Here is a 24,550-nt window from a genome sequence, read left to right as displayed (position 1 = left end):
CGGTATGACCAGCGTCTTCCTCACCGTCGATACCGAACTCGCCTGGCGGCATCATGCGGCGTCGCTTGATGTCGAGACAATCTTCAAACGGTCGCTGGAGCCGGCCGGCGTAGGCCTTGCCTATCAGCTCGATCGGCTTGCCCGGCATGGGCTCAAGGCCTGTTTCTTCGTCGATCCGCTGCCCGCCCTGTTGTTTGGCCTCGAACCAATGAAGCGGATTGTCGGCGCGGTGCTCGATGCCGGGCAGGAGGTACAACTTCACCTCCATCCCAACTGGACCGGCGCAGTGGCGGGCGACGGCGGCAAGACGCATGGCCGTTTCGAACTGATCGATTTTCCTCAGGCGCAGCAACGCGACCTGATTGCCGGCGCGACCGAGTTGCTGGTTGCGGCGGGCGCGCCACACCCGATCGCGTTCCGCGCCGGCAGCTACAGCGCGAACGACGATACGTTGCGAGCGCTGGCGAGTCTCGGTTTTGCCTATGACAGCAGCCATAACGGGGCCGAGCAGCCGTGGCCGAGCGCGATCGGGCTACCCGTTCGCCAGATCGCGCCGGTAGCGCGGGAGGGGTTGATCGAAGTCCCCGTGACCCTGATCGAGGACCGCCCGGGGGCGTTGCGCAATTTCCAGATCTGCGCGCTGTCGGCTGGCGAGATGGCCGCAGCGCTCGACCATGCCATGGCCGAAGCACATGCCGTATTGACCATCGTCAGCCATAGTTTCGAACTCGCCAATCGTGCGGGAACGCGTCCCAATGCCATCCATGTCCGCCGCTTCGACGCACTGTGCGCGATGCTCGAGGCGCGCCGCGACGACCTGCCGACCGTGCATTTCGGCGATCGCCCCGATCTCGCGCTTGATCATGCCGATGCGCCGCTCGCGCCCAATTCGCTGCGCACCAGCTGGCGCCGTGCCGAACAGCTCTGGTCCAACATGATCGAGGAACGCGCCGCATGACCGCCGCGCCGCTGCCGCTGCGCTTCCAGATCGGTGCGCGGACGCTGGCGTCGATTCAGCGCCGGATGGTGCGCGTGCCGATGGCGCTCGAGGATGTACTGGACGGGATACAGGACGGGCGGCTGCCGGCGCTGCCGCCGCTCGATCGCGACGCGCATGGCTATCAGATCACCTCATTGCCCGAGGCAAGCCGCGACGCGATGATGCGGGCGGGCGGCGGGATGATCGCGTTCGTGCGGCAACGCTACACACGCTATTATGCCGATCTGGCGATCGGGCATGATGGCTGGCTCGCCACCATGTCGCCGAACGCGCGCAGCGGCATGAAGCGCAAGGCGAAGAAGGTCGCGGCTGCCTCCGGCGGTACGCTCGACGTTCGGCGTTTCCGTACGCCCGACGACATGACCGTGTTTCATGAGGTGGCGCGGCGGATCTCGGCCCGCACCTATCAGGAGAAGCTGCTCGGGTCGGGCCTGCCAGACGATGCGGCATTCCTGCGCCAGATGTACAGCATGGCGGCTGCCGATGCGGTGCGCGGCTGGCTGCTCTACATCGCCGGAGAGCCGGCTGCCTATCTCTATTGCCCGGTCGTCAACGGCACGGTGCGATACGAATATGTCGGGCATGATCCGGTGTTCAACGAGCTGTCGCCGGGAAGCGTGCTGCAGATGGAGGCGATGCGCGATCTCTATGCCGAGGGCGGGGCAGGGGGTGAGCTGAAGCGGTTCGACTTCACCGAGGGCGAGGGACAGCATAAGCGCCAGTTCGCCACCGGCGGCATGGCTTGCCTCGACCTGCTGCTGCTCCGCCCCAGCCTGGTCAACCGGCTGACGATCGTCGCGCTGGGCAGCTTCGATCGGACCACCGCGCTGGGCAAGAAGACAGTGCAGAAATTGGGGCTCGGCAGTCTGGCGAAGAAGTTGCGGCGGGCGTAACCTCGGCCCATAATGCGCCTTCCGGTCGGCGGCGGTGCGTTGGAGACCGGCATGCTGCAGTCCTTCGATGACGGGATCTGGATTGCTGAAGGCCCGATAGCGGTGGTGGCCGGCTTCCGATATCCGACGCGCATGGCCGTCATCAGGCTGTCCGACGGCACATTGTTCATCTGGTCGCCGGTCGGGCTTTCGAATGAGCTTCGCGCGGCAGTCGATGGGCTTGGGCCGGTCCGCCATATCGTCGCACCGAATTCGCTGCATCATCTGTTCATTGGCGACTGGCAAGCGGCCTATCCCGGCGCAAAGCTCTATGCCCCGCCAGGCCTGCGCAAGCGGCGCCAGGACCTGGTTTTCGATGGCGATCTCGATGACGATCCTGCGCCGATATGGTCGGGGGAGATCGACCAGGTCGTGGTGCGGGGCAATGCCATCACCGCCGAAGTCGTTTTCTTCCACCGCACCAGCCGCACGGCGATCTTCACTGACCTGATCCAGCATTTCGAGCCGGGATGGTTCACCGGCTGGCGGGCGCTGGTGGCGAGGCTCGATCTCATGACGGCGCCCGAGCCGACGGTTCCAAGGAAATTCCGCGGGGCCTTCACCAACCGTGCTGCCGCCCGCGCGGCGCTTCGCTGGATCCTGGCATGGCCGGTGGAGAAAGTCCTGATGGCCCATGCCGCCCCGGTCGAAACGGGCGGCCACGCCTTCATTGCGCGCAGCTTTGCCTGGCTGCTGACTTAGCATCCGCAGACCGGCGTTACGGCCGTGGTTCCGTTGAACTAGGCGCATGGTGCGAACCCGCCAATTCCGGAGTTTATGTTGATCAGCCACCTCTCCATCGGCGTTTCCGATCTCGCCCGGTCGATCCTGTTCTACGATGCCGTGCTCCAGTGCCTTGGTAGCGCGCGCGTCTTCACCGGCGATGAATCGGTCGGCTATGGCCCAAGGCCGGACGTTGAGGGGCTGGCGCTGAAACAGCGCCCCAGGGAAGCGATCGGCCTCGATCAGGGGTTTCATCTGGCGTTTGACGCGCATGATGAGGACGCAGTCGATCAATTCCATGCCGCCGCGCTCGCCCATGGCGGAACCGATGACGGCGCACCGGGCCTGCGGCCCGATTATGGCGACCATTATTATGCCGCCTTCGTCATCGACCCCGACGGCCATCGTCTGGAGGCCGTGTATCAGCGAGGCTGATGACGCGATTCCACGGGCGGAGGAGCTCGTAGCGGCCAGACGGAATTCCGCATCGGCGGCATCTGATCAGCGCGGAAGCGGTGGATCGAAGATGGTGTTTTCAATCGGACCGCAGTGGAATGATGTCACGGCGCCCCTATCGGCCACCGCGCCGTCCGGCCCCAGCACATTCAGTTTGAAGGCGATCGTCAAGTCGCCGGCCTTGCGATAGTCGCGGGCCTCGACCGTGGTCGGGGGCACGCCGTGACGGTCGACCACGCGCCGGATGAGGTGTGTGCGACTGTCGAACCAGGCCTCGAAGGATCGACCTCCCCGGGGTGTGATCTCGATCACCTGGAGCCTCTTGCCAGCTTCTCGCACCTCGCGAAGATAGTTGAACGTGGCCGGAAAGCGGTCGGGGAAGAAGAACCCGTTTATGCTGAGATAGTTGGTGACGATGCTGTCGCGGAGCGACGCCGGGTCGGATCGAACATCAGCCTTGTCGTTACCGGCGGCCTGCCAACTTGCCTTCCCGTTGAATCCCATCGAGCGGGTGGCGCCGCCGCGCTCGCTGTCGATGCGCATCCCATAGCCGAAGAGTCTGAATCTTGTCCGGTAGGAGATCGCGCCATCCGCGTGCGTGCCTGCTTCGAAGCACCCTTGCGGCTTATCCCATGCAGTGCCGCCCGTCGCGCGTTTGGACGCGGCGATGATCGCTTCGGCTTTCGATGTCGGCGTGCGGGCGTCGCTGACGCCGGCGGCGCCGGAAAAGGCGAGAAGCGCAAGCATGACCTTCACTGGTCCCGTCATCATATCCTCCCCGGATATCTGTGCCGGCCATGCGACCAGGCGAGCAGCGCCGGCAACGCCACCGCCTGCATGAGCAGAGCGTGGAATTCCGACGGCATGCCATCGAGGCTCCAGACGATCGACAGCTGGATCGTAACCGCAACGCCGGCGACAAGGAGCGCAGCGCTCCAGGTGATGAGGAACCGGTGAAGCTGTGTGCGGCTCAAGAACCAGGCTGCAGCGAGGTGCGTGCAGCCAAGGATGATGAAACAGCCGATGACGATCGGTCGGGCCGCCTCATAGCTGGCCATCAGCGCGGGGCTTGCTCCTTGATGCAGCAAGGCCTCGCGCATCCCGTCGCGAGCCCCCAGAAGGGCGCGAATGCCATGGGCGGCGCAGGCGAACTGGAAGACGGCGAACAGGCCGGTGATGACGGCGATCGACCATAGGCCGGCGGCAAATCGCGTATCGAAATCGCGCAGGCGTTCGCGCAGGGCGGCCAGCAGGCAACCGCCGGCATAAGCCAGTGCCGCGCGGTCATCTTCCGCGTGCACCAATTCGGCGGTCATCGCGTCGGCCCATGGCTTGCGTGCGGCCGGGAGCATGTGGCCTGCAGCCCGGCACAACGTGATGGCCAGGCGATACATCATGCAGGGGCGATCCCGTGCGCTGGCCGTGCCTCGGCAGCGATGCTGGCGTGCGCGAAGGCGAGGCCTGTCCCGGTGAGGCGATAGGCGTGCCGGGCCGGGGTGCCCGGACGGTCGGACGCATGCCATTCGGACTCAAGCAACCCCTGGTCCGCCAGTCGCATCAGCACGGGGTAAAGCGTACCCGATTTCAAGCCGATGTCCTTTGTCAGGTCATAACCGTATCGCCAGTCGGCCGGACGGGACAGCAGGGCCTGCAGCACGGCAAGTGTCTGGCGGGAAGGTTTACGCTGTCGCATCGCGCATAACTCTACATATATAGAATATGCCGTCAAGCATCTGCATGGCCGCCCCTGAAAGCGAAGGGGTGAAGTCGCGCGCATCCCCGGCTACACCTCGCCCATGCATCTGCGCGCCGAAGCCCTGATCCTCGCCGTTCGCCAGCACGGCGAACATGGTGCGGTGGTGCGGGCGCTGACCGCCGACCATGGTTTGCAGCCCGGTTATGTCCGTGGCGGCAAGTCGCGGCGCATTCGCCCGATCCTCCAGCCCGCCAATCTCGTGCTCGGCGAATGGCGCGCGCGCACCGATGAACAATTGGCCGGGCTGACCGTCGAGCTGATCCACAGCCGCGCGCCGCTTTATGCCGAGCCGCTGCCTGCCGCTGCGCTCGAATGGGTGACGGTGCTGACCGCGACCGCACTGCCCGAAGCGCAGCCCTATCCGCGCCTCTACGCGGCGCTCGACGGGGTGATCGGCGCGATCGAGGCGGCTCCCGCCGCGCGCGGCTGGGCGCTGGCGCTGGCGCGCTACGAACTGCTGCTGCTCGCCGAGCTTGGCTATGGCCTCGAACTCGACGACCTGCCGGCCATCCTGCGCAGCGGCGGTGAAGCGGACTGGAGCGATATCCTCGCGGCGCTGCGCATCACCGGCGAGGCGCTGGAGGCGGATATCCTGACCGATCGGCGTGCCGACACGCTCGCCGCGCGGGCACGGCTGGTGGAAAGGCTCAAAAGGGCGGTTGCGTGAGCGACCGGGGGCGGGCATTGCCGCGACGCCAACCTAGCGGAAGAATCCATGCTTATTGCCTTGCTGCCCGGAGACGGGATCGGTCCCGAAGTCGTTGCCGAAGCGCGCCGCGTGCTCGAAGCGCTGGATCTTGATCTGAGCTTCGAAGAGGCTCTGGTCGGCGGTGCGGCCTATCATGCGACCGGGCATCCCTTGCCGCCGGAAACACTGGCGCTGGCGAAACGCGCCGATGCGATCCTGTTCGGCGCGGTCGGCGATCCGGCTTGCGATGGGCTGGAGCGGTCGCTGCGTCCCGAACAGGCGCTGCTTCGGCTGCGCAAGGAACTGGGGCTGTTCGCCAATCTGCGGCCGGCCACGCTCTTTCCCGGCCTTGAAGAGGCCTCCACGCTGCGTCCGGAAATTGCCGCCCAGATCGACATGGTGATCGTGCGTGAACTGACCGGCGATGTCTATTTCGGCGAAAAGGCCCGGCACATCACCAGCGACGGCCGTCGCGAAGGCTATGACCGGATGTCCTATGCCGAGGACGAGGTTCGGCGGATCGCGATCGTCGCGTTCGAAATGGCGAAGCGGCGCAAGCGCATCCTGTGCTCGATCGACAAGGCCAATGTGCTGGAAACGTCGCAGTTGTGGCGTGACGTGGTCAATGAAGTGGCGGCCGATTATCCCGAGGTCGCGGTGACCCATATGTATGTCGATAACGCGGCGATGCAGCTTGTACGGAATCCGGGCCAGTTCGACGTCATACTCACGGGCAATCTGTTCGGCGACATCCTGTCGGATCAAGCGAGCATGTGCGCCGGGTCGATCGGCATGCTGCCATCGGCCTCGTTACGGGCATGGAGTGGTGACAACGGCATGTATGAACCGATTCATGGGTCGGCCCCGGATATTGCCGGGCAAGGCAAGGCCAACCCCTGCGCGGCAATCCTGTCCGCGGCGATGCTGTTGCGGCACTCGCTGAATCAGGAGGCAGCGGCGCAGCGGATCGAGGCGGCGGTTTCCGGCGCGCTGATCGGCGGCGCGCGGACCGCCGATCTTGGCAGCACGCTATCGACCCGGGCGATGGGTGACGCAGTGCTCGCGGCGCTGAATTGAGTACTGGCGCGTGAAGGATCTGCTCGAACTGGCGGTCGTCATCCCGACCTTCAATGAGATCGGCAATGTGCCGACCCTGGTCGCGAAGCTCGACGCCGCGCTGCAGGGCCGCAATTGGGAGGCGATCTTCGTCGACGACGACAGTCCCGACGGCACGGCGCAGGCGGCACGCGATATCGCGCGGCTCGACCGGCGCGTGCGGGTGATTCAGCGGATCGGCCGGCGCGGGCTCTCCTCGGCCTGTATCGAGGGCATGTGCGCGACCGCCGCCCCGGTGGTCGCGGTGATCGACGGCGATCTGCAGCATGACGAAACCATCCTGCCCAAGATGCTCGATGCGCTGCAGACGGACGAAACACTCGATGTGGTGATCGGGTCGCGCTTCGTGGATGGTGGCTGCACGGGCGACTGGGATCGCGACCGGGTGGCGAAATCGGCGTTTGCGACAAAGCTTTCGCGGCGAGTCCTGAAGGCCGATCTGAGCGACCCGATGAGCGGCTTCTTCATGATCCGCACCCAGATCGTCCGCGAGCTGTCGCCGCACCTCAATGCGATCGGCTTCAAGATCCTGCTCGACCTGATGACCGGCAGCCCCAAGCCGCTCAAGTTCCTCGAACTCCCCTATACCTTCAGGATCCGTACCGAGGGCGAGAGCAAGCTCGACCATGTCGTCGCGATGGAATATCTCATTGCCATCTATGACCGCATGTTCGGGCGGGTCATTCCGGTGCGGTTCGCCATGTTCTCCGCCATCGGCGCGCTTGGCGCCGGGGTGCATTTCCTGTTTCTCGGCATATTGTTCAAGGAACTGGGGATGAGCTTTGTCGGCGCGACGATCGTCGCGACGATCGCGGCGATGACCTTCAACTTCTTCCTCAACAACGCGCTGACCTATCGCGACAGCCGGCTGAAGGGCGCGAAAGAACTGTTCGACGGCTGGGTGACCTTCTGCATTGTCTGCTCGGTCGGTGCGGTCGCCAATGTCGGCGTCGCTGCCTTCCTCTATGATGCGCGGGCCGACACCTGGGCCTTTTCGGCGCTGTCGGGGATTCTGGTCAGCGCGGTATGGAATTACGCGCTGTCGTCCAGATTTACCTGGGGCCGGTATTAAGCTTTCGCTGCTCCCCGGCACGGGGAGCAGCGCCTCACGGCCAGCTCGGCAGCCACATCCAGTGCAGGAACGCCTGATCGTTGGGTAATGCCGCGGCCGAGATGATTGGGTAGAACATCACGAACAACAGGGTGACCAGCGCCAGATAGGCCCAATCCCAGGACAGGCCCCAATAGCGCCACTTGCCGTGCCGATGATCGATCAGCGCGGCCAGCGCGATGCACAGGAAAATGCTCGGCAGGTAATAATAATAGAAAAAGCCGAGCGACTTGGGGATGACCGCCCAGATCGCGTATGAGCCGATCCACAAGCCGGCGATGCCCAGGAATTTGAGCGATCGCCGGCGGATGCCGATGGCCAGGCAGGCCGCGACGGCGACCAGCCCGCCCCACATGATCGCCGGATTGCCGAGCAGCAGGATGCCGCGCACCGCGCCGTCGACCTTTTCGTAGAGATACCAGATCGGCCGGATCATCAGCGGCCAGCTCCACCAGCTCGACTGATAGGGATGCGACGGCAGGATCTGGGTCTGTTGCGCGTACATGTGCAACTGGAACGGAATCAGCTGACCGAGCGTCAGCGGCTCCTCGGCATAGAAAAAAGCCGGCGCGAAAGTCAGGAAATAGGTCGCGACACTGACTGTGCCGAGGATCAGCAGGGCGGGGATTGGGCGCAGTCCGGGCCAGGCCGCCGCATCGCGCCGACGGACGACCAGAAAGGCGATCGCGGCATAGGCGACGAACGGCGCGGCGGTCCATTTGGTCGCGACCGCCAGGCCGAGCAGCACGCTGCCCAGCATCCAGCGGCGCATCACCTTCTCAGGCGGACTACGCATCGCGCGGAGCAGCGCGACAAGCGCCAGAATGACGAAGGCTGCCATGAAGCCGTCGAGCATCCCGATCCGCGCCTGGATGAAGACGGTGAAGTTGAAGATCACGAACAATGCGCCGAACGCCGCCGTGCGGGTGCGGTGGAACAGCATCCACAGGATCGCGAATACGCCGATCACGATCGCGGTCGCGGCGACCGTCGACATGATGCGCCAGCCAAGCGCATTGTCGCCGAACAGCGTCATGCCGGTTGCGATCAGCGCCTTGCCGAGCAGGGGGTGCTCGGTGTTGGTCGGATAGGCGAGCTTCATCAGCACGCGTGCGGCCGGGACATAATGCGTTTCGTCGAACACGACCTTGCTTGGGCGAGTCAGGTTGAGCGTGAAGAGAAACTGTGCCGCCGCACCGATTCCGCTGGCGATCAGAGTCGGGCGGGGTGGGGTGGTGGCGGTCTGCATCGCGCATCGCTATCCCTTCTTCGCCGTCCGCTTTCAAGGGATGCCGACGCGCCTGTTGCGGCGGGGGCATTGACGAGAGGTGACCCCACCCGGCAAAGCGGCGCCATGAAACGCCGTACCGGACAAAATCGCGACATCACCCGCACCTGGCGCCCAGCGACTCAGGCGATCCGTGGCGGCACCGCCCGCTCGGAATTCGGCGAGACGTCGGAAGCGCTCTTCCTGACCTCAGGCTATGCCTATGACTGCGCCGCCGATGCCGCCGCGCGGTTTGCCGGCGAGCAGGTCGGCATGACCTATTCGCGGCTGCAGAACCCGACCGTCGAGATGCTCGAACATCGCATCGCGCTGCTCGAGGGCGCGGAGGCGTGCCGCTCGATGGCGACCGGCATGGCGGCGATGACTGCGGTGCTGTTGTGCCAGCTACAGACCGGCGACCATCTCGTCGCGGGTCGCGCCGCATTCGGATCGTGCCGCTGGCTGACCGACACGCTGCTGCCCAAATTCGGCATCGAGGTGACGATCGTCGATGCCCGCGATCCGCAGCAATTCGCCGATGCGGTAAAGCCCAATACCAAGGTGTTTTTCTTCGAGACCCCGGCCAACCCGACGATGGACGTGGTCGATCTGAAGGCGGTGTGCGACATTGCGCGCAAGCACGGCATCGTCAGCGTGGTCGACAATGCGTTCGCCACACCGGCGCTGCAGCGTCCGCTTGAATTCGGTGCCGACGTGACCGCCTATAGCGCGACCAAGATGATGGACGGACAGGGCCGTGTGCTCGCCGGCGCGGTGTGCGGGACCGAGGATTTCATCAACAACACGCTGCTGCCCTTCACCCGCAATACCGGGCCGACGCTCAGTGCGTTCAACGCCTGGGTGGTGCTGAAGGGGCTGGAGACGCTCGACCTGCGTATTCACCGTCAGAGCGAGAATGCGATGAAGGTCGGTGCGTTCATCGAAAAGCGTGTGCCGCGCGTCCTTCACCCTGGCCTGCCGAGCCATCCGCAGCATAATCTCGCGATGAGCCAGATGGATGCCTGCGGCCCGATCTTCGCGTTCGAGGTCGAAGGCGGGCGTAAGCAGGCGCATGGCCTGCTCGATGCGCTCGCGCTGATCGACATTTCGAACAATATCGGTGACTCGCGGTCGCTGATGACCCATCCTTCCTCGACCACCCATTCCGGCGTCGCCGAGGACAAGAGGATCGAGATGGGCGTGACCGAGAATCTGCTACGCCTCAATGTCGGGCTGGAGGATCCGCAGGACGTGATCGACGATCTCGATCAGGCGCTGAGGGCGGTCGGGTTGTGACCGGCCTGTCGGGCATGAAGGCGCTGTTCCCCAATGTCGCGGAAACCCGCGGCGTCGTTGTACGGGTTTCGGTCAGCTATCTGCCCGAACAGTCCGAACCGCAGCGCGGGCGCTGGTTCTGGGCCTATCATATCCGCATCGAGAATGAGGGCGAGCAGGCGGTGCAATTGCTCACGCGCCACTGGGTCATCACCGACGGGCGCGGCGCGCGCCATTCGGTCGAGGGCGAGGGCGTGGTCGGCGAACAGCCGCTGATCGCGCCGGGCGGCAGCTTCGATTATGTCTCGGGCTGCCCGCTGGCGACGCCGACCGGCTCGATGCAGGGCAGCTATCACATGATCGCCGAGGACGGATCGGGATTCGATGTCGAGATCCCCAAATTCGCGCTGCTCGCGCCGGCGGTGGGGGCATGAAGCGGACGCATCTTCCCCTTAACGGCCTGCGCGTGCTCGATGCCGCCGCGCGCCATCTGTCCTTCACCCGCGCCGCCGATGAACTGGCCGTCACGCCGGCCGCGGTCGGGCAGCAGATTCGCGCGCTGGAGGATACGCTGGGCGTGGTGCTGTTCCGCCGCACCACCAAGGGGCTCGAGCTGACGCCCGAGGGTGAGGCAGGGCTGGCGGCGCTGCGCCATGGCTTCCTGCAGTTCGAGGAAGCGGTGCGTGCCATGCAGGCCGGGCAGACCTCCAAGTCGCTGACCATCGCCGCGCCGCGCGACCTGACCGAGAAATGGCTGATGCCGCGCCTCGCCGAGATTGCGCGGAACGACGGCGAACTGCGCTTCGTGCTGGTGTCGGCGGACGAGGATGTCGATTTCACCGAGGCCAATCTCGACCTGGCGATTCGCTGGGGAGACGGCCCGGGCGAGCATGAGGGTGAGGCAATCGAGTCCGAGGGGATGATCACGATCGAGCGGCCGGGCGGCGGCATCGATACGCGCATTTCCTGGCCGGGCTGCGTCAATGACCCCGAGACATCGCTGGTGCGGGTCGGCGATGCCGGGCTCGCGCTCGATGCCGCGGCGCAGGGGCTGGGCCGGGCCACCGTGCCTGAGCTGCTCGCCGCCGCCGATATCGCGGCGGGGCGCGTGGTCGCGATCGGCGACCCCAAGCCGTATCGGCTCGGCTACTGGCTGGTCGCGCCGCTGCCGCAATGGCGGCAGAAGAAAGTCAAGGCGCTGGTGGAGGCGTTGACCGGGTGACCGCCGGGAGGCGCCTTGCCGCGCTGCTCGCGCCCCTGTGTCTCATCGGTGCGCTGCCGGCCGCGGCGAGTACCTTCATGCCGGTGACCAAGACTTGTCCGATCGGCGGCGAGAAATTCAGCTTTAACGAGCAGATGAGCTCGTCCAGTTGGGGGCGGCTGCCGGACGGCATGGCGCTCGGCACCGGGCCCAACCCCGGATTGCTGCCGCAATGCCCGAAGAACGGCCTGGTCATGTATCGGGACTTCGATGCGGCGACCGTCAAGCGCCTCGAGCCGCTGGTCGCGAGCAAAGAGTATCAGGCGCTGCGCTCGTCGGAGACATCCTATTATCGCGCCTGGTGGCTGGCGAACCGGCTCGGCGACGACGATGCGCCCTGGATAATGCTTACGGCGACCTGGGAGGCGAAGAACGCCGACCCGGCAAGTGCGCAGGCGCGGCGCTACGCCGAAGCCTTTATCGCGCAGGTTCGCGCCCTGCCGGTTGCGAACACGGTCGACTCGGTTGCGCTTCGTGCGCGTGCTGCCAACGCCCTGCGGGAGATTGGCGATTTCGCCGGCGCCGAGGCGCTGCGCGCCGCAATCGCCATCGCGCCCGATATGGGGGGCGGCAGCCAGGACGCGATCGACAATCGCAAGGGATGGGCCGGTTTTCTCGCCGAGCTGGCCGGGCCGATTGCGCGTGGTGATGCATCGCGCGGACCGGTCGATATGATGAGCGATCGCGAGGCGGCGCGTCGCTGCCTCGAACCGCGCGTCAAGCGCGGCGCCGGCGATCGACCGGCCGTCCCGCTGACGGCGTTCGAGAAGGACTATTGCGCCCGCCCGAAACTTGCTGACGAGATCAAGCAGTTCAGCGATATCCTCGGCGATCGGCTGTCTTCCTGACATGACGGACGCGCAGCGGTTTGAAAGCGAGCGGCTGGTCATGCGGCCGCAGCGGATCGAGGATGCCGAGGCGCTGTTCGAGGCGTATCACGATGCCGACCTGATGCAATGGTGGTCGAGTGCGCCGCATATGAGCATCGAGGAGACGCGCGACTATCTGCGGCCGATGCTGGAGGGCGGGGATTGGCGCGGCTGGGCGATCACGCTGAAGGGCGACGACCGGGCGATCGGCACCATTGCCGCGGGCAAGCGCCGCACCGGCGTGACGGAGATCGGCTATATGCTCGCGCGCGGCGCCTGGGGACAGGGCTATGCGCATGAGGCGGTGACGCGGCTGCTTGACCTTCTGTTTCTCGAAGAAGGCAATCGCCGCGTCTTTGCCGACACCGATCCCGACAATGTCGCGTCGAACACCCTGTTGGAGCGGCTCGGCTTCACCCGCGAAGCGCGGCTGCGCGGCGAATGGGAGACGCATATCGGCGTGCGCGACAGCTTCATCTGGGGGATGTTGCGCGACGAATGGAAGGCCGCATGATCCCGCCGCCCGACCTGACCACAGCCGAAGGGCGCGCCACCTATCGCGCCGAGCTGCGCGGCATTGCGCGGCCGATCCGCTATATGGGCGTGATCCTGATGCTGGCGGGCCTGGGGCTGGCGCTGTTTCGGCATTTTTCGATGCCCACGCTGCCCTCGATCCTGCCGCTGGTGTTCATCATTCTCGGCATGCTGCACATGCTGGCGGGGATTGTCGTCCGCCTGCGTTATCACCAGCGGCGGATGAGCGGAGAATAGCTCGGGCTTGAGCTGTTTCGAAGCACATGCGGCGGGTCCGCTCATGCGCGAGTCTTTGCGCTGAGAATGTTCTTTCGACACTGAGAAAGAGCGCGCCGCCATAAGTCCGGCGAGTGATGGCATATCGGATCCGGTGTCATGCTTGAATCGTGACCGACATCAGGGATGCGGGATGAACTGCCGGAGATATGACACACCGGTCGTGTCCCATATCTTCTTCGTCATCGCCTAGGTGAAGGGACTATAAAATAACTATATATCAATGGCTTAGTGTGAGTTTCGACTTCTCGCGCCTGGCGACGTCCTCTCGGCGCCGGCGGAGCCGATTAACCGCACGGCATGCTAGTTCGCCGCCGCCAGCTCCACCGCGCGCGCCATCAGTCCGGCGAAACGGCCCTCGTCGACCGGCGCGGCAACGTCATTCCAGCTCCCCGACATGGCATACCAGCGGCCGTCCTTGCCCTGCAGCAGAAAGGCCATGGCGATGACGCCCGGCTCCGAACCGCCCTTATAGCCGAGATACTGCCAGTGCCCCGCCGGACCCGCACCGACGCCTGAATTCTTCGCCAGGATACCGCGTGCGCGGGCCGCCGGGCCGCTCTCCGTGTGGCGGCGGAGCCAGTCCATCACCCGGACCATGTCGGCAGGGGTGGCGAACCATTCGATGCTGCCGATGCGGATCGGCTTGCCGGCGGCGAACAATGCCGGATCGATTGCGGACACCGGCAGCTTCGCGACATCGCCATCGAGCAGCGCGCGCCGGCCTGCCTCGTCAAGGGCGGCCCAGCGCTCGCCGAGCACGCCACCCGATGCGCCCTTGAGCTTGAAGAGCTCAAGCGTCGAGAGAAACGGCCGCATGCCCGCAGGATCAGTGATGCCGATCGTGCCGAGCATCGCTTCCACCTTTGCGCGGCCGGCCAGCTTGAGCAGGATGTCGGTCGCGCTGTTGTCGCTGACCGAGATCATCTTTTCCGCCAGCTCGTAAAGCGACACCTTGGTCCCGGTCGGGCTCGCCATATAGGCGCCGCCGGGCAATCCGGTGCCATCCAGCGTGACGTTGTCCTCCCAGCGCCGTTCGCCCGCCGAGATCGAGCGGATCAGCTCGGCAAGGATCACCAGCTTGAATTCCGATCCGATCGCCAGGGCACGGTCAGGTGTGCGCGAGTGCAGGATCACGGGACCGGCGGCATCGAGCCGGGCGAAGGCGAACCCGGTCACGCCGGGCAGTTTTGCCAGCGTGTCGGTTACCGCGCCCAACGTCGCCTCGCGCGCTGACACGCCGGTAATCCGCAGGCCGGTAATCTGGTGCGGTGCGGCCGGATCGACCGAGATCTGCACTGTCGCGATGCCGCGCTCATAGCCGACAAGCACGACCGCGCTCCAGGCATCGGCCGGCGTGATCTGCTCGATCCCGGTCACTGCGCCATCCGATGTGGACAGTTGCCTGCTGATCGTCGCGAATGTTTCTTTCGGCACAGCAGTGCGAAAAGCGGCCGAGAAACTGGCGTCATAGTCGCCCCCGCCCTTGAGCAACGCGGGCAGCTCGGCGACCCGGGCCTCGAGTTCGGGCGCAGGCTTCACCGGGGGAGCGGGTGGCGTCTGCGCGATCGCGACAATGGGCATGAGCAGGGCGGCGAACAGGGCAAGCAGCAGACGCATATCGGCTCCATCAGGCGCATAATATCATCCCGGATGATGACGGGAAGATTGCGGTGCGCCGCTTTTGAGCTCAGGCGTCGATCGCATCTTCCTCAATCCGCGCGGCATTCTCCTGGATAAAGGCGAAGCGGTGTGCAGGGTTGTTGCCCATCAGCCGGTCGACCAGATCCTTAACCACTGCGCGTTCCTCATATTCCTGCGGCAGAGTGATGCGCAGCATTGAGCGTGTCTTGGGATCCATGGTCGTCTCGCGCAGCTGCATGGGGTTCATCTCGCCCAGACCCTTGAAGCGCGCGACATCGACCTTCTTGTTCTTGAATGCGCCCGCTTCAATCTCGGTCCGGTGTGCATCGTCCATCGCGTAAAGCGACTTGGTGCCCGCGGTCAGGCGATAAAGCGGCGGCTGGGCGAGATAGAGGTGCCCGCGCCGGACGAGCTCGGGCATTTCCTGGAAGAAGAAGGTCATCAGCAGCGTCGCGATATGCGCACCGTCGACATCTGCGTCCGTCATGATGACGATGCGTTCATAGCGCAGATTATCGGGGATACAGTCCTTGCGCGTGCCGCAGCCAAGCGCCTGGATCAGGTCGGCGATTTCCTGGTTGGCACCGATCTTGGCGGAAGTGGCGGAGGCGACGTTGAGAATCTTGCCGCGGATCGGCAGGATCGCCTGGGTCTTGCGGTCGCGCGCCTGCTTGGCCGAGCCGCCGGCCGAATCGCCCTCGACGATGAACAATTCGGTGCCCTTGGGATCGTCCGACGAGCAGTCGGTCAGCTTGCCCGGCAAGCGCAGCTTGCGTGCCGAGGTCGCGGTCTTGCGCTTGACCTCGCGCTCCGCCTTGCGGCGCAGCCGGTCGTCCATCCGCTCCAGCACATAGCCGAGCAGCGCCTTGCCGCGTTCCATGTTGCGGCTGAGATAATGGTCGAAATGGTCGCGCACGGCCTTTTCGACCAGCAACGCCGCCTCGGGCGAGGTCAGCCGGTCCTTGGTCTGGCTCTGGAATTGCGGTTCGCGGATGAACACCGAGAGCATCAGTTCGCACCCGACCATGACATCGTCGGCTGTGATGTCCTTGGCTTTTTTCTGCCCGACCAGGTCGCCGAACCCGCGAATGCCGCGCACCAGCGCTGCACGCAGGCCCGCCTCATGTGTGCCGCCATCCGGCGTCGGGATGGTGTTGCAATACCAGCTGTACGATCCGTCGCTCCACAGTGGCCAGGCGACCGCCCATTCGACCCGGCCCTGTTCGTTCGGGAAGTCCTGCGTGCCGGTGAAGAAGTCGGCGGTAGCGCATTCGCGCGTGCCGACCTGCTCGCGCAGATGGTCGGCGAGACCGCCGGGGAACTGGAATACTGCCTCGGGCGGCGTATCGTCGGTGATGAGTTCAGGCGCGCATTTCCAGCGGATTTCGACTCCGGCGAAGAGATAAGCCTTGGATCGGGCAAGCTTGTGCAGCCGTGCCGGCTTGAAATGCATCTCGGGCCCGAAAATCTCCTCGTCGGGCACAAAGCTGACCGAGGTGCCGCGGCGATTGGGCGTCGGCCCGAGTGCTTCGAGCGGGCCGAGCGTCACGCCGCGCGAGAAACGCTGGCGATAGATCGTCTTGTTGCGCGCCACTTCGATCGTCGTATCGGACGACAGCGCATTGACCACACTGACGCCGACGCCGTGCAGGCCGCCTGAGGTGGCATAGGCCTTGCCATCGAACTTGCCGCCCGAGTGCAGCATGGACATGATCACCTCGAGCGCTGACTTGTCCGGAAACTTGGGATGCGGATCGACCGGCATGCCGCGGCCATTATCGACGATGGTCAGCCGGTTGCCGGAGTCGAGCGTGATCTCGATCCGCGTCGCATGGCCGGCGACCGCTTCGTCCATCGCATTGTCGAGCACCTCAGCGGCGAGGTGATGCAGCGCGCGTTCATCAGTGCCGCCGATATACATGCCGGGACGGCGCCGGACGGGTTCGAGCCCCTCAAGGACCTCGATCGACGAAGCGTTGTAATCGGACCCGGCGGGAGTGGAAGAAGCGAACAGATCATCGGCCATGCCCCGCTATAGGAGAGCAGGAGTCAGTCGGGCAAGCGTGAGCCGGTGCTGTGGCCGGTTTGTCACACTCCACCATCAATGAGGTGAGCTGCGCGTCCATGTTGCAACTGCGAACGTTCCTGCCTTCGCTAACGCACCATTTGGAGTAACACGATGCGCAGCCTGTACATGCTTACCCTCGCCGCCGGCACCGCCGCTCTCGCGGTCGCCGCCCCGGCATTTGCCCAGGATACCGAAAAGGCGCCGTTCGACGGCGTCTATGTCGGCGGGACGATCGGCTTCGATGCTCAGCCCAATGACGGCAATGAAACGATCCTGTTCGACCGCAACCTCGACGGCACATTCGGCGACCCGGTCGTCACCTCGGGTGGTGCCAATGCGTTCTCGCCGGGATTCTGCGGCGGTGCGGCGACCTCGACCGCCAATCTCGCCTGCCGCAACGACAAGGACAATATCAGCTATTCGGCCCGGATCGGCTTCGACAAGCAGTTCGGCAACCTCGTCGCCGGCGTGGTCGGTGAATTCGGCAAGAGCCAAGTTCGCGACAGCGTTTCGGCATTCAGCACGACGCCGGCCCGCTACACCATGACGCGTGAGGTAGATTACAACGCCAATCTCCGCCTGCGTCTCGGCTATGCCGCCAACACGACCCTGTTCTATGCGACTGGCGGCCCGGCTTATGCCAAGCTCGACCACAGCTTCACCACCAGCAATACCGCGAACAGCTTCACCGAGCGCGGCAAGAACAGCAGCTGGGGCTATGTCGCGGGCGGCGGTATCGAACAAAAGCTCGGCCAGCACTTCTCGATTGGCCTCGAATATCTCTACAATCAGTACAAGGATGATGATTACCGGGTCCGTGCCGGTGCCGGTTCGGCGCCAGCGACCAACCCGTTCATCCTTGCCCCCAACACCACCGGAACCGATTTCGCGCGCAGTGGCGATCAGTTCCGCTGGCACAGTGTCCGCGCCACGGCGCAGTTCCGCTTCTAACGCCGGATAGAGATGGGGAAACGGCCGTCCGCGCGAGCGGGCGGCCGTTTTCCGTCAGGCGACCAGAGTCGCCATGCCGCAGCGCATGCCGGTTACCCGGACATCGGCCTCACCCAAATGGACGCCAAGTGCGCCGGTGACGGTGTTGAGCAGCCCGTCGACCACCGGCGCCAGGACGCCGAGCTGCGCTCCCACCGCGGACACCAATCCGCCGAGCGGGAGCGACAAAGGGCCGACGACTGGCGTCAGTTCTATATTGCTGACCAATGAGGCTGCGATGCTCTGTACCGCACTACCGCTCGAAACGGTTTTCGGGGTCGCGGCAGTGATTGCCGCATTGTCGAACCGAACGGTCTGCCAGGGTTCAGACTGACCAAGGTTGATCGCGGCACGAGCATCGACGCCGATCAGCAGCACCTGGAGGATCCTGGCAGTGCTCAGCGTCACCGGCTGCTGGAAATTGGCCAGCTGATTGGTGTTGTTGACCGAGGCAATCGCAGCCTGGCCGAGATTGGGCCTGGCCTCAATCGTCACCCCGCGGCTCGCCTGGGTCGAGCAATCGATGCTACTGAGCCGCGCTTCCGCACTGGCCAGTTCGACGAACAGCGGCAATTTGATGGAGACCAGGTTGCCGACAACGGGCAGTGAAAGGTTGCCGATCTGAACTTCGGTATAGATGCGGGCCTGTGCCGTCCGGATGACCGGCGTGCCATTGTCGCTGATCGCGATCCAGGGCGATTGCGCCGGTCGTTCGCCGACCGCAATCCACACCTTGGTTGACACCAGCCCAAGGACGTTCGCGCCGAGATCGAGCGCGACCTGTCGGCTGGGCGCGGCAAGTTGCAGGGCCGCGCTGACAAAGGCCATGCTGTTGACCTTGACCAGGCCGCGGCCGCCCGACGCCTGGGTGCCGAATGTGCCCGGATCGACCAGCGTGCTGAGCGAGATGCTGCCGCCCGACACCTGCGCTGCCAGGGCTCGCATCGAGCCGGCCGCGTTGGCGTTGCTGCCGTCAAGCGCATTGGCGAGCGCGTTCAACAGCTGCGAGCGGGTGACCCGGGCGTCGAGGATATCCTGATAGGTCAGCGCATTGAGGCTGGCGGTCGTGCGCAGTGCCTCAAGGGTCGAGAAGAGGTCGACATCGGCGCCGACCAGCGAGTTGTAATCCATCACCGACAGCGACAAGCTGCTGCCGGTCAGCGCCGAGAGATAGGAGTTGAGCAGGCCGCCATTGAGTGAGGCGAGGCGACTGCCGACGCTGAACGCGGCGAGTCGTTCGCGTGCGGCGGTGGCACTCCGCGCGATTGGGATCGAACGCTGCCCGAAGATGCGCGCGAAATAGGTCGGCGAGGGCGTTTGCAGCGAAACGCGCACCGCATCCGTCGCGCTGCTGCTGGCGGTGAAGCGCGCAGTGGGCGCGACATTGGCGTCACGCGAATAATCGCCGCGTGTCGCGACCACGGTGATCGCGCGCGGCCAGCCGCTTTCCGCGACCGAGGCCTGGGCCAGCGCCTGGGCCTGTTGCGGATCGGCCGCAGCAGCCAGTGCGGCGGCATCGGCCAACCCCTGCAACCGGCGTGTTTCCAGCGTGGCCGATCCGATATCGACCGCGAACGCAGCAAAACCGAGGATCATCGGCAGCGCCGCGGCGGCGATCATGCCGACGCCGCCGCTCTGATTGCGAATAAGTCGTTTTGCGAGACGATTCATGAAACCCCTCCCGGACGAATGACCGCGCGCCGTTCGATGATCGGATCCGGCATCGGGATCATTGTATTGCGGAACATTGGTACCGTGCTGGCATCGAACCGCACGCGCACGGTCACGACTTGCCCGGTTTCGGTGGTGGTGGTGGTGATGCGATTGGCGCGCAATTGCGGCAGCGAGGGCAGAGAAGCAGCGACGCTGGACGAGGCGAGCGTTTGCCGCTCGGTGGCGGTCATTCCAGCCACGGTCGCGCGCGCAGCATCATTGGCCAGCTGCTGGACGCTGTGCGCAAGCAGGAAATACTGGCCATAGCCGAGGATGCCGTACAGCATGCAGGCGAACAGCGGCAGGATCAACGCGAACTCGACGACCGAAGTACCGCGTTTGGCGCGAAGCAGGCGAACGAAGGTCATTCCCAATTATCCCCGTGTTACAAAGGGATAATGGTCCGCTGAGGTTGCCGTTAAGAAAAGGATTAATGGAGCCGAGTTGCGTAAATTACGCATTTACCCATCTGCATGGGCGCGAAGATGGGCGCAGGCAGTGCGGATCGCCGAGTCCGTTCAGTAGAGCGGGGAAGTGCACGTCACGATGCAGCGGTGACCCTGAGCGCGTCTTTCCGGGCGCTTGAGGCGCTCGCCTTCTTTATCCTCTTACCTGTGGGTATGAGGATGACTCCGTTCCGAACCTGAAATCCGCAATCCGCGTATCCTGGCCGCGTATCCTGGGCCAGTGACTCTGGCCCAGGGAGCGTGCAGTTCAGCGTGCGCGCACGCCGCCGAAGGGCAGGGGCGGCGGGGGGCGACGGTCGCGACGCGGCAGCTGCGCCTGATACGCATGGCCGCAATGTGCGACGCAATATGGGAAGCCCGGATTCACCTTCTCACCGCAGAAATGGAAATCGGGCTCGCCGGGATGGCCGAGCGGCCATTTGCAGATCTTGTCGTTGAGATCGAGCAAGGTCGTCTTGCCCGCCATATCGGCAGACGGCTTGGCCGGAACCAGGCGGCGGGGCGGGGCGGGCGTGATCGGCGCCTGCTGTTCGCCGGGTGCCTGGCGGAGGAAGCCGCCGGGGCCGACAGAACGCATGATCGGTTGCGGTGCCGCGACAGGCCGGGCGATGGCGACGTCTTCGCCGTCGTCATCCTCGTCTTCATCGTCCGCGATTACCACGGGTGCGGGAGCGGGCACCGGCGCGGGGGCCGCGACTCGCTCGACCGGTGGCTTGGGCGCGGGAGGGGGCGGCGCCGGCTTGGGCGCGGCCGGCGCGGCAGCCGCCGCTTTCGTATCGGGCTCATTGGCCTTTACCGGCGAGGGGCGCGACTGCAGGCCAAGGCGATGCGCCTTGCCGATCACCGCGTTACGGCTGACGCCGCCCAGTTCTTCGGCGATCTGGCTGGCAGTGCTGCCCGATTCCCACATCTTCCTCAGCGTATCGATACGCTCGTCGGTCCAGCTCATCTCAAATCCTCAAATCTTGCCAACTGGCTTGCGGGCGGCGGCGGCAGTCATTAGCGCGTTCGCCATGAGCAGCCAGCCCCCATTCGGCCCAGAAACCAATCATATTCAATCGGCGGTTGTTAACGCCCCAGGCGTTCCTGTCATCCGGAATGTCAATTGGGGCGGTCTTCGAACCCTCTATATCAAGGAGGTGCGACGATTCTTCAAGGTGCAGCTCCAGACGATCTGGGCGCCGGCGATACAAACCTTGCTGTACCTGATCGTTTTCACCGTTGCGATGGGCGGCCGCAGCGCCGTGCATGTCGGCGGCGTCCAGGTTGCCTTTGCCGATTTCCTCGCCCCCGGCCTGATCGTCATGGGCATGCTGACCAACGCGTTCGCCAATGCCAGCTTCTCGCTGCTCGTCGGCAAAATCCAGGGCACGATCGTCGATTATCTGATGCCACCGCTGTCGACCGCCGAATTGCTGGCGGCGCTGGTCGGTGGGGCGGTAACCCGCGCCTTTTGTGTCGGCTTCGCGGTGTGGCTGGCGATGCTGGTCTGGCCCGGCGTCCATGTCTTCCCGCACCATCCAATCGCGATCCTGTGGTTCGGCCTGCTCGGCGCGACCTTCCTCGCCTTGCTCGGCGTGCTGACCTCGATCTGGGCGGAAAAGTTCGACCATGCCGCGGCGGTGACCAATTTCGTCGTCGGCCCGCTGACCTTATTGTCGGGCACCTTCTATTCGGTCGACAAGCTGGCCCCGACATTTCAGGCGATCAGTCACGCCAATCCGTTCTTCTACATCATCTCGGGCTTTCGCTACGGCTTTCTCGGCACCGCCGATTCGCCGATCTGGATCGGCAGCATCGTGATCCTGACGATCGACGTGGCGCTCGGGCTGCTCTGCTATGCGCTGCTCAAGGGCGGCTGGCGGTTGAAGAATTAGCACGGTGATCGCCGCTTGCGATCAGAGGCGTGGATGAAGACGCCGAGGATCGTCCTGGCCACGATCGGCTCGCTGGGCGATCTTCACCCTTTCATTGCCATCGCCCTTGCGCTCAAGGCGCGTGGGGCATCGCCGGTCCTCGCCGTGCCGCAGGACCATGTCGAAAAATGCCGGGCAGCAGGCGTTGAGGCTGAAGCGCTGTTGCCGACATTCGAAGAAGTGGGTCGCGCCACCGGCCTTGATGAGGATGTGGTCATCCGCAAGGTCATCGATGATACCCATTTCCTGGTCAGCCATGTGCTGTTGCCGCCGCTTGCCGACAGCACCGGTCGGCTGTTGCGGATTGCGGCGGGAGCGGACCTGCTGGTCGGGTCGGCTTTCGCGCTTGCCGGACCGATTGTCGCGGAGCGCCTGGCGATCCCGTTCGTTTCGATCATCCTGCAGCCCATGTCGTGGTTCTCGCCAAGCGATCCGCCCGTGGCGCCCGGATTTGCGGCGCTGGCCAGGCCGCCACTGGGTGTGATCAGGACAGGCTGGAACCGCTTTGTCCTTGGTGGAGCGAAACTTGAGATGCGCCGCCGCTATGGCCGGCGCGTCAACCGGGTTCGCGCGGCGCATGGACTGGCGCGATCGCACGCAGCGCCGATCCTTGAGCCGGGTACACCTCCCGTGCTGTCGCTCGGCACCTATTCGTCGGAACTGGCTGCGCTTCCTGCCGAGGCATCCAATCCGGCACTGCTGACCGGCTTCCCATGGTTCGACAGCGCGGACGGAATGCTATCGAAGCTCGATCCCGAACTGGCCGCTTTCCTGGCGAAAGGGCCTCCGCCGCTGATCGTCTCGCTTGGCTCCTTCCTTCCCTTCGCAGCGGCCGATTTCTACCAACGCAGTGCCGCCATTGCTGCCGAACTCGGGATGCGCGCGGTGCTGTTGACTGGAGAAGCGGTCACGGCGCCGTCGCGTGACATGATGGTGTGCGGCTATGCCCCGCACTCACTGCTGTTTCCGTACGCCGCGGCGATCATCCATCATGGCGGTGTCGGGACGACCGGACAGGCGCTCCGGGCAGGGAAGCCGCAGCTGGTCGTCCCGTTCATGGGCGATCAGTTCGATCATGCCGACCGCATCGCGCGGCTCGGCGTCGGACTGTCCATGACGCCGGGGCGTTTCGCGACCGAGGGGGCATCGCTGATCCAAAGGCTCCTCGACCATCCCGGATTTTCTACGACTGCCGCCACGATCGGCAAGCGGGTGGCGAATGAAGACGGCGCGGGCCTCGCCGCCGAGCGCATTTTAGGGCTATTGCCAACTACCCGCCGGCATCCGGTTGCCTGGCAGGGTGATACCCCGTCCTCGATCAGCGCCAACATTTGAAGCGGTCGGTGAAGCGATCCGGGAACCAATCGATCCTGCTTGTTTCCAATAATTCAGTTTCAATTCGATACTGAATTCGCTACGGTCCCCCGGCAAGGGAGGCCGGCGATGCGGTGGATGGTGATCGGCGTGGCGATTATACTCGGCGCCTGCGGCCCCGCCAAGCCGGTGCAAGAAGCCGCGCATCGTCCCGATGTCCGCATCATCCAGGTCGGTACCGATGCCCAACCCGTGTCGATCACCGGCGTTGGCACCGTCGCGCTGCGCCGCGAGGCGTCGCTCGGCTTCACTAGCCCCGGGCGGATCGAACGGATCAGCGTGCAGGAAGGCGATACTGTCGCGCGCGGACAAGTGCTGGCCGCGCTCGACACCACCGCGGTCGCCGCCGATGTCGCGCGGATCAATGCCGAGCGCATTCGTGCCGCATCCGAATATCAGCGCAGCTCGGTGCTGCTCGACAAGGGTTGGGTGACCAAGCCGCGGGTCGAGAGCGCGCAGGCAGCGATGCAGGCGGCCAATGCGCAGCTCAGCGCCGCGCGATTCCAGGCGTCCGCCGCGCGGATCGTCGCGCCGGGGCCGGGCACGGTGCTGGCGCGGCTGGTCGAGCCGGGGCAGGTGGTCACGGCAGGCACGCCGGTCCTGATCGTCGGCGACCGATCGAGCGGCTATGTCGTGCGCGTGCCGCTCGCCGACCGCGACGCGTCGCGGCTGTCGCTCGGTGCACCGGCACAGGTGACGCTGGGCGCGTTCGACAATGTCCCGGTGAGCGGCCAGGTGATTGAGATTGCGGGCCGCGCCGACCGTGCGACCGGTACCTTCATGGTCGAGATCGGCTTGCCCGGCGATCCGCGCCTGCGCTCCGGCCAGATCGGGACGGTCGCGGTGACGGGTGGCGGGAAAGGCGCGACGGGTATCCGTCTGCCGGCCAACGCCGTGTTCGCGGCGCGCGCCGGGATGGGGTTCGTCTATGTCGTCGATCGTGCGACCGGCAAGCTTGCGCTCCGCCGGATCGCGGTCGGCGATACCGACGATCGCGGTATCCAGGTGACCAGCGGGCTCAGCGGCGGGGAATGGCTCGCCGCGTCGCGCATCGACCGGCTGCGCGACGGCATGACGGTCAAACCGATCAATATGGCGAAATGAGCGGTCGCTT

The 24,550-nt window shown here is 65.0% G+C and carries 26 protein-coding genes; 17 read left to right on the top strand and 9 right to left on the bottom strand.

Annotated features, from left to right (window positions below):
- The first annotated feature begins 4 nt into the window (after window positions 1–4).
- The 4 genes from ACRECS_RS15100 (at window position 5) to ACRECS_RS15085 (ending at window position 3,090) form a co-directional block, all read left to right on the top strand.
- On the top strand, window positions 5–958 hold the full coding sequence (locus tag ACRECS_RS15100) for a polysaccharide deacetylase (protein ID WP_431583773.1): 954 nt from the start codon (window positions 5–7) through the stop codon (window positions 956–958).
- Window positions 955–1,893 carry a GNAT family N-acetyltransferase gene (locus ACRECS_RS15095; RefSeq protein ID WP_431583772.1) on the top strand — a complete coding sequence of 313 codons (939 nt, stop codon included), beginning with the start codon at window positions 955–957 and terminating at the stop codon, window positions 1,891–1,893. Before ACRECS_RS15100 ends, ACRECS_RS15095 begins: the two co-directional genes overlap by 4 nt.
- A gap of 51 nt (window positions 1,894–1,944) precedes the next feature.
- Window positions 1,945–2,634, top strand: a complete 690-nt coding sequence (locus ACRECS_RS15090) for a DUF4336 domain-containing protein (RefSeq protein WP_431583771.1) — start codon at window positions 1,945–1,947, stop codon at window positions 2,632–2,634.
- Window positions 2,635–2,712: 78 nt separating this feature from the next.
- A complete protein-coding gene (locus tag ACRECS_RS15085) occupies window positions 2,713–3,090 on the top strand; it encodes a VOC family protein (RefSeq protein ID WP_431583770.1) in 378 nt (125 codons plus the stop codon).
- 66 nt (window positions 3,091–3,156) lie between these two features.
- Here the strand turns inward: ACRECS_RS15085 and ACRECS_RS15080 are convergent, their stop codons facing one another.
- From ACRECS_RS15080 to ACRECS_RS15070, 3 genes are read right to left on the bottom strand one after another with little or no spacing between them, the layout of a single operon-like run.
- Window positions 3,157–3,879 (bottom strand): hypothetical protein, encoded by a 723-nt coding sequence (locus ACRECS_RS15080; RefSeq protein WP_431583769.1) that lies wholly within the window; start codon window positions 3,877–3,879, stop codon window positions 3,157–3,159.
- On the bottom strand, window positions 3,879–4,508 hold the full coding sequence (locus tag ACRECS_RS15075; RefSeq protein WP_431583768.1) for a hypothetical protein: 630 nt from the start codon (window positions 4,506–4,508) through the stop codon (window positions 3,879–3,881). Before ACRECS_RS15075 ends, ACRECS_RS15080 begins: the two co-directional genes overlap by 1 nt.
- On the bottom strand, window positions 4,505–4,804 hold the full coding sequence (locus tag ACRECS_RS15070) for a PadR family transcriptional regulator (protein WP_431583767.1): 300 nt from the start codon (window positions 4,802–4,804) through the stop codon (window positions 4,505–4,507). Before ACRECS_RS15070 ends, ACRECS_RS15075 begins: the two co-directional genes overlap by 4 nt.
- A gap of 103 nt (window positions 4,805–4,907) precedes the next feature.
- Between ACRECS_RS15070 and recO the strand changes: the two genes are divergently transcribed.
- Genes recO through ACRECS_RS15055 form a run of 3 tightly spaced genes read left to right on the top strand, consistent with a single transcriptional unit; the run spans window position 4,908 to window position 7,743 of the window.
- Window positions 4,908–5,534 (top strand): DNA repair protein RecO, encoded by a 627-nt coding sequence (gene recO, locus ACRECS_RS15065; protein WP_431583766.1) that lies wholly within the window; start codon window positions 4,908–4,910, stop codon window positions 5,532–5,534.
- Window positions 5,535–5,582: 48 nt separating this feature from the next.
- Window positions 5,583–6,632, top strand: a complete 1,050-nt coding sequence (gene leuB, locus ACRECS_RS15060; RefSeq protein ID WP_431583765.1) for a 3-isopropylmalate dehydrogenase — start codon at window positions 5,583–5,585, stop codon at window positions 6,630–6,632.
- Between the two features lie 10 nt (window positions 6,633–6,642).
- Entirely contained in the window at window positions 6,643–7,743 is a 1,101-nt protein-coding gene (locus ACRECS_RS15055; RefSeq protein ID WP_431583764.1) for a glycosyltransferase family 2 protein, read from the top strand.
- A gap of 34 nt (window positions 7,744–7,777) precedes the next feature.
- On the opposite strand, the gene ACRECS_RS15050 is transcribed toward ACRECS_RS15055, so the two are convergent.
- Window positions 7,778–9,031 carry a glycosyltransferase family 39 protein gene (locus ACRECS_RS15050; RefSeq protein ID WP_431583763.1) on the bottom strand — a complete coding sequence of 418 codons (1,254 nt, stop codon included), beginning with the start codon at window positions 9,029–9,031 and terminating at the stop codon, window positions 7,778–7,780.
- A gap of 105 nt (window positions 9,032–9,136) precedes the next feature.
- On the opposite strand from ACRECS_RS15050, the gene ACRECS_RS15045 reads away from it, so the two are divergent.
- Genes ACRECS_RS15045 through ACRECS_RS15020 form a run of 6 tightly spaced genes read left to right on the top strand, consistent with a single transcriptional unit; the run spans window position 9,137 to window position 13,225 of the window.
- Complete coding sequence (locus ACRECS_RS15045) at window positions 9,137–10,345, top strand: trans-sulfuration enzyme family protein (RefSeq protein WP_431583762.1); 1,209 nt, start codon at window positions 9,137–9,139, stop codon at window positions 10,343–10,345.
- Window positions 10,346–10,359: 14 nt separating this feature from the next.
- Window positions 10,360–10,758: a Co2+/Mg2+ efflux protein ApaG gene (gene apaG, locus ACRECS_RS15040; protein WP_431583787.1), complete on the top strand. Its 399-nt coding sequence runs from the start codon at window positions 10,360–10,362 to the stop codon at window positions 10,756–10,758.
- The gene (locus tag ACRECS_RS15035; RefSeq protein ID WP_431583761.1) at window positions 10,755–11,546 is read left to right on the top strand and encodes a LysR family transcriptional regulator; all 792 of its coding nucleotides are present in this window, start codon (window positions 10,755–10,757) and stop codon (window positions 11,544–11,546) included. The genes apaG and ACRECS_RS15035 overlap by 4 nt, the downstream gene beginning before the upstream one ends.
- The gene (locus ACRECS_RS15030) at window positions 11,543–12,433 is read left to right on the top strand and encodes a hypothetical protein (RefSeq protein ID WP_431583760.1); all 891 of its coding nucleotides are present in this window, start codon (window positions 11,543–11,545) and stop codon (window positions 12,431–12,433) included. Before ACRECS_RS15035 ends, ACRECS_RS15030 begins: the two co-directional genes overlap by 4 nt.
- A gap of 1 nt (window position 12,434) precedes the next feature.
- On the top strand, window positions 12,435–12,968 hold the full coding sequence (locus ACRECS_RS15025; RefSeq protein WP_431583759.1) for a GNAT family N-acetyltransferase: 534 nt from the start codon (window positions 12,435–12,437) through the stop codon (window positions 12,966–12,968).
- Entirely contained in the window at window positions 12,965–13,225 is a 261-nt protein-coding gene (locus tag ACRECS_RS15020; protein WP_431583758.1) for a hypothetical protein, read from the top strand. The genes ACRECS_RS15025 and ACRECS_RS15020 overlap by 4 nt, the downstream gene beginning before the upstream one ends.
- A 342-nt stretch (window positions 13,226–13,567) precedes the next feature.
- Here ACRECS_RS15020 and ACRECS_RS15015 read toward each other — a convergent pair whose 3' ends face one another.
- On the bottom strand, window positions 13,568–14,884 hold the full coding sequence (locus ACRECS_RS15015; RefSeq protein ID WP_431583757.1) for a serine hydrolase: 1,317 nt from the start codon (window positions 14,882–14,884) through the stop codon (window positions 13,568–13,570).
- Window positions 14,885–14,954: 70 nt separating this feature from the next.
- Complete coding sequence (parE, locus tag ACRECS_RS15010; protein WP_431583756.1) at window positions 14,955–16,934, bottom strand: DNA topoisomerase IV subunit B; 1,980 nt, start codon at window positions 16,932–16,934, stop codon at window positions 14,955–14,957.
- Window positions 16,935–17,087: 153 nt separating this feature from the next.
- On the opposite strand from parE, the gene ACRECS_RS15005 reads away from it, so the two are divergent.
- A complete protein-coding gene (locus ACRECS_RS15005) occupies window positions 17,088–17,927 on the top strand; it encodes an outer membrane protein (protein ID WP_431583755.1) in 840 nt (279 codons plus the stop codon).
- A 54-nt stretch (window positions 17,928–17,981) separates the two neighbouring features.
- Here the strand turns inward: ACRECS_RS15005 and ACRECS_RS15000 are convergent, their stop codons facing one another.
- From ACRECS_RS15000 to ACRECS_RS14990, 3 genes are all read right to left on the bottom strand, one after another.
- Window positions 17,982–19,637: a pilus assembly protein TadG-related protein gene (locus ACRECS_RS15000; protein ID WP_431583754.1), complete on the bottom strand. Its 1,656-nt coding sequence runs from the start codon at window positions 19,635–19,637 to the stop codon at window positions 17,982–17,984.
- Complete coding sequence (locus ACRECS_RS14995) at window positions 19,634–20,047, bottom strand: TadE/TadG family type IV pilus assembly protein (protein ID WP_431583753.1); 414 nt, start codon at window positions 20,045–20,047, stop codon at window positions 19,634–19,636. The genes ACRECS_RS15000 and ACRECS_RS14995 overlap by 4 nt, the downstream gene beginning before the upstream one ends.
- Window positions 20,048–20,393: 346 nt before the next feature.
- A complete protein-coding gene (locus tag ACRECS_RS14990; protein ID WP_431583752.1) occupies window positions 20,394–21,095 on the bottom strand; it encodes a GcrA family cell cycle regulator in 702 nt (233 codons plus the stop codon).
- A gap of 64 nt (window positions 21,096–21,159) precedes the next feature.
- Here ACRECS_RS14990 and ACRECS_RS14985 point away from each other — a divergent pair, with 64 nt between their 5' ends.
- The 3 genes from ACRECS_RS14985 (at window position 21,160) to ACRECS_RS14975 (ending at window position 24,540) form a co-directional block, all read left to right on the top strand.
- Window positions 21,160–22,023 (top strand): ABC transporter permease, encoded by an 864-nt coding sequence (locus tag ACRECS_RS14985; protein ID WP_431583751.1) that lies wholly within the window; start codon window positions 21,160–21,162, stop codon window positions 22,021–22,023.
- A gap of 33 nt (window positions 22,024–22,056) precedes the next feature.
- The gene (locus ACRECS_RS14980) at window positions 22,057–23,397 is read left to right on the top strand and encodes a glycosyltransferase (protein ID WP_431583750.1); all 1,341 of its coding nucleotides are present in this window, start codon (window positions 22,057–22,059) and stop codon (window positions 23,395–23,397) included.
- 108 nt (window positions 23,398–23,505) lie between these two features.
- Window positions 23,506–24,540 (top strand): efflux RND transporter periplasmic adaptor subunit, encoded by a 1,035-nt coding sequence (locus tag ACRECS_RS14975; RefSeq protein ID WP_431583749.1) that lies wholly within the window; start codon window positions 23,506–23,508, stop codon window positions 24,538–24,540.
- Window positions 24,541–24,550 lie beyond the last annotated feature (10 nt).

It is taken from the genome of Sphingomonas sp. (assembly GCF_050725575.1).
Taxonomy (GTDB): domain Bacteria; phylum Pseudomonadota; class Alphaproteobacteria; order Sphingomonadales; family Sphingomonadaceae; genus Sphingomonas.
This window is presented reverse-complemented; position numbering and strand designations above follow the sequence as displayed.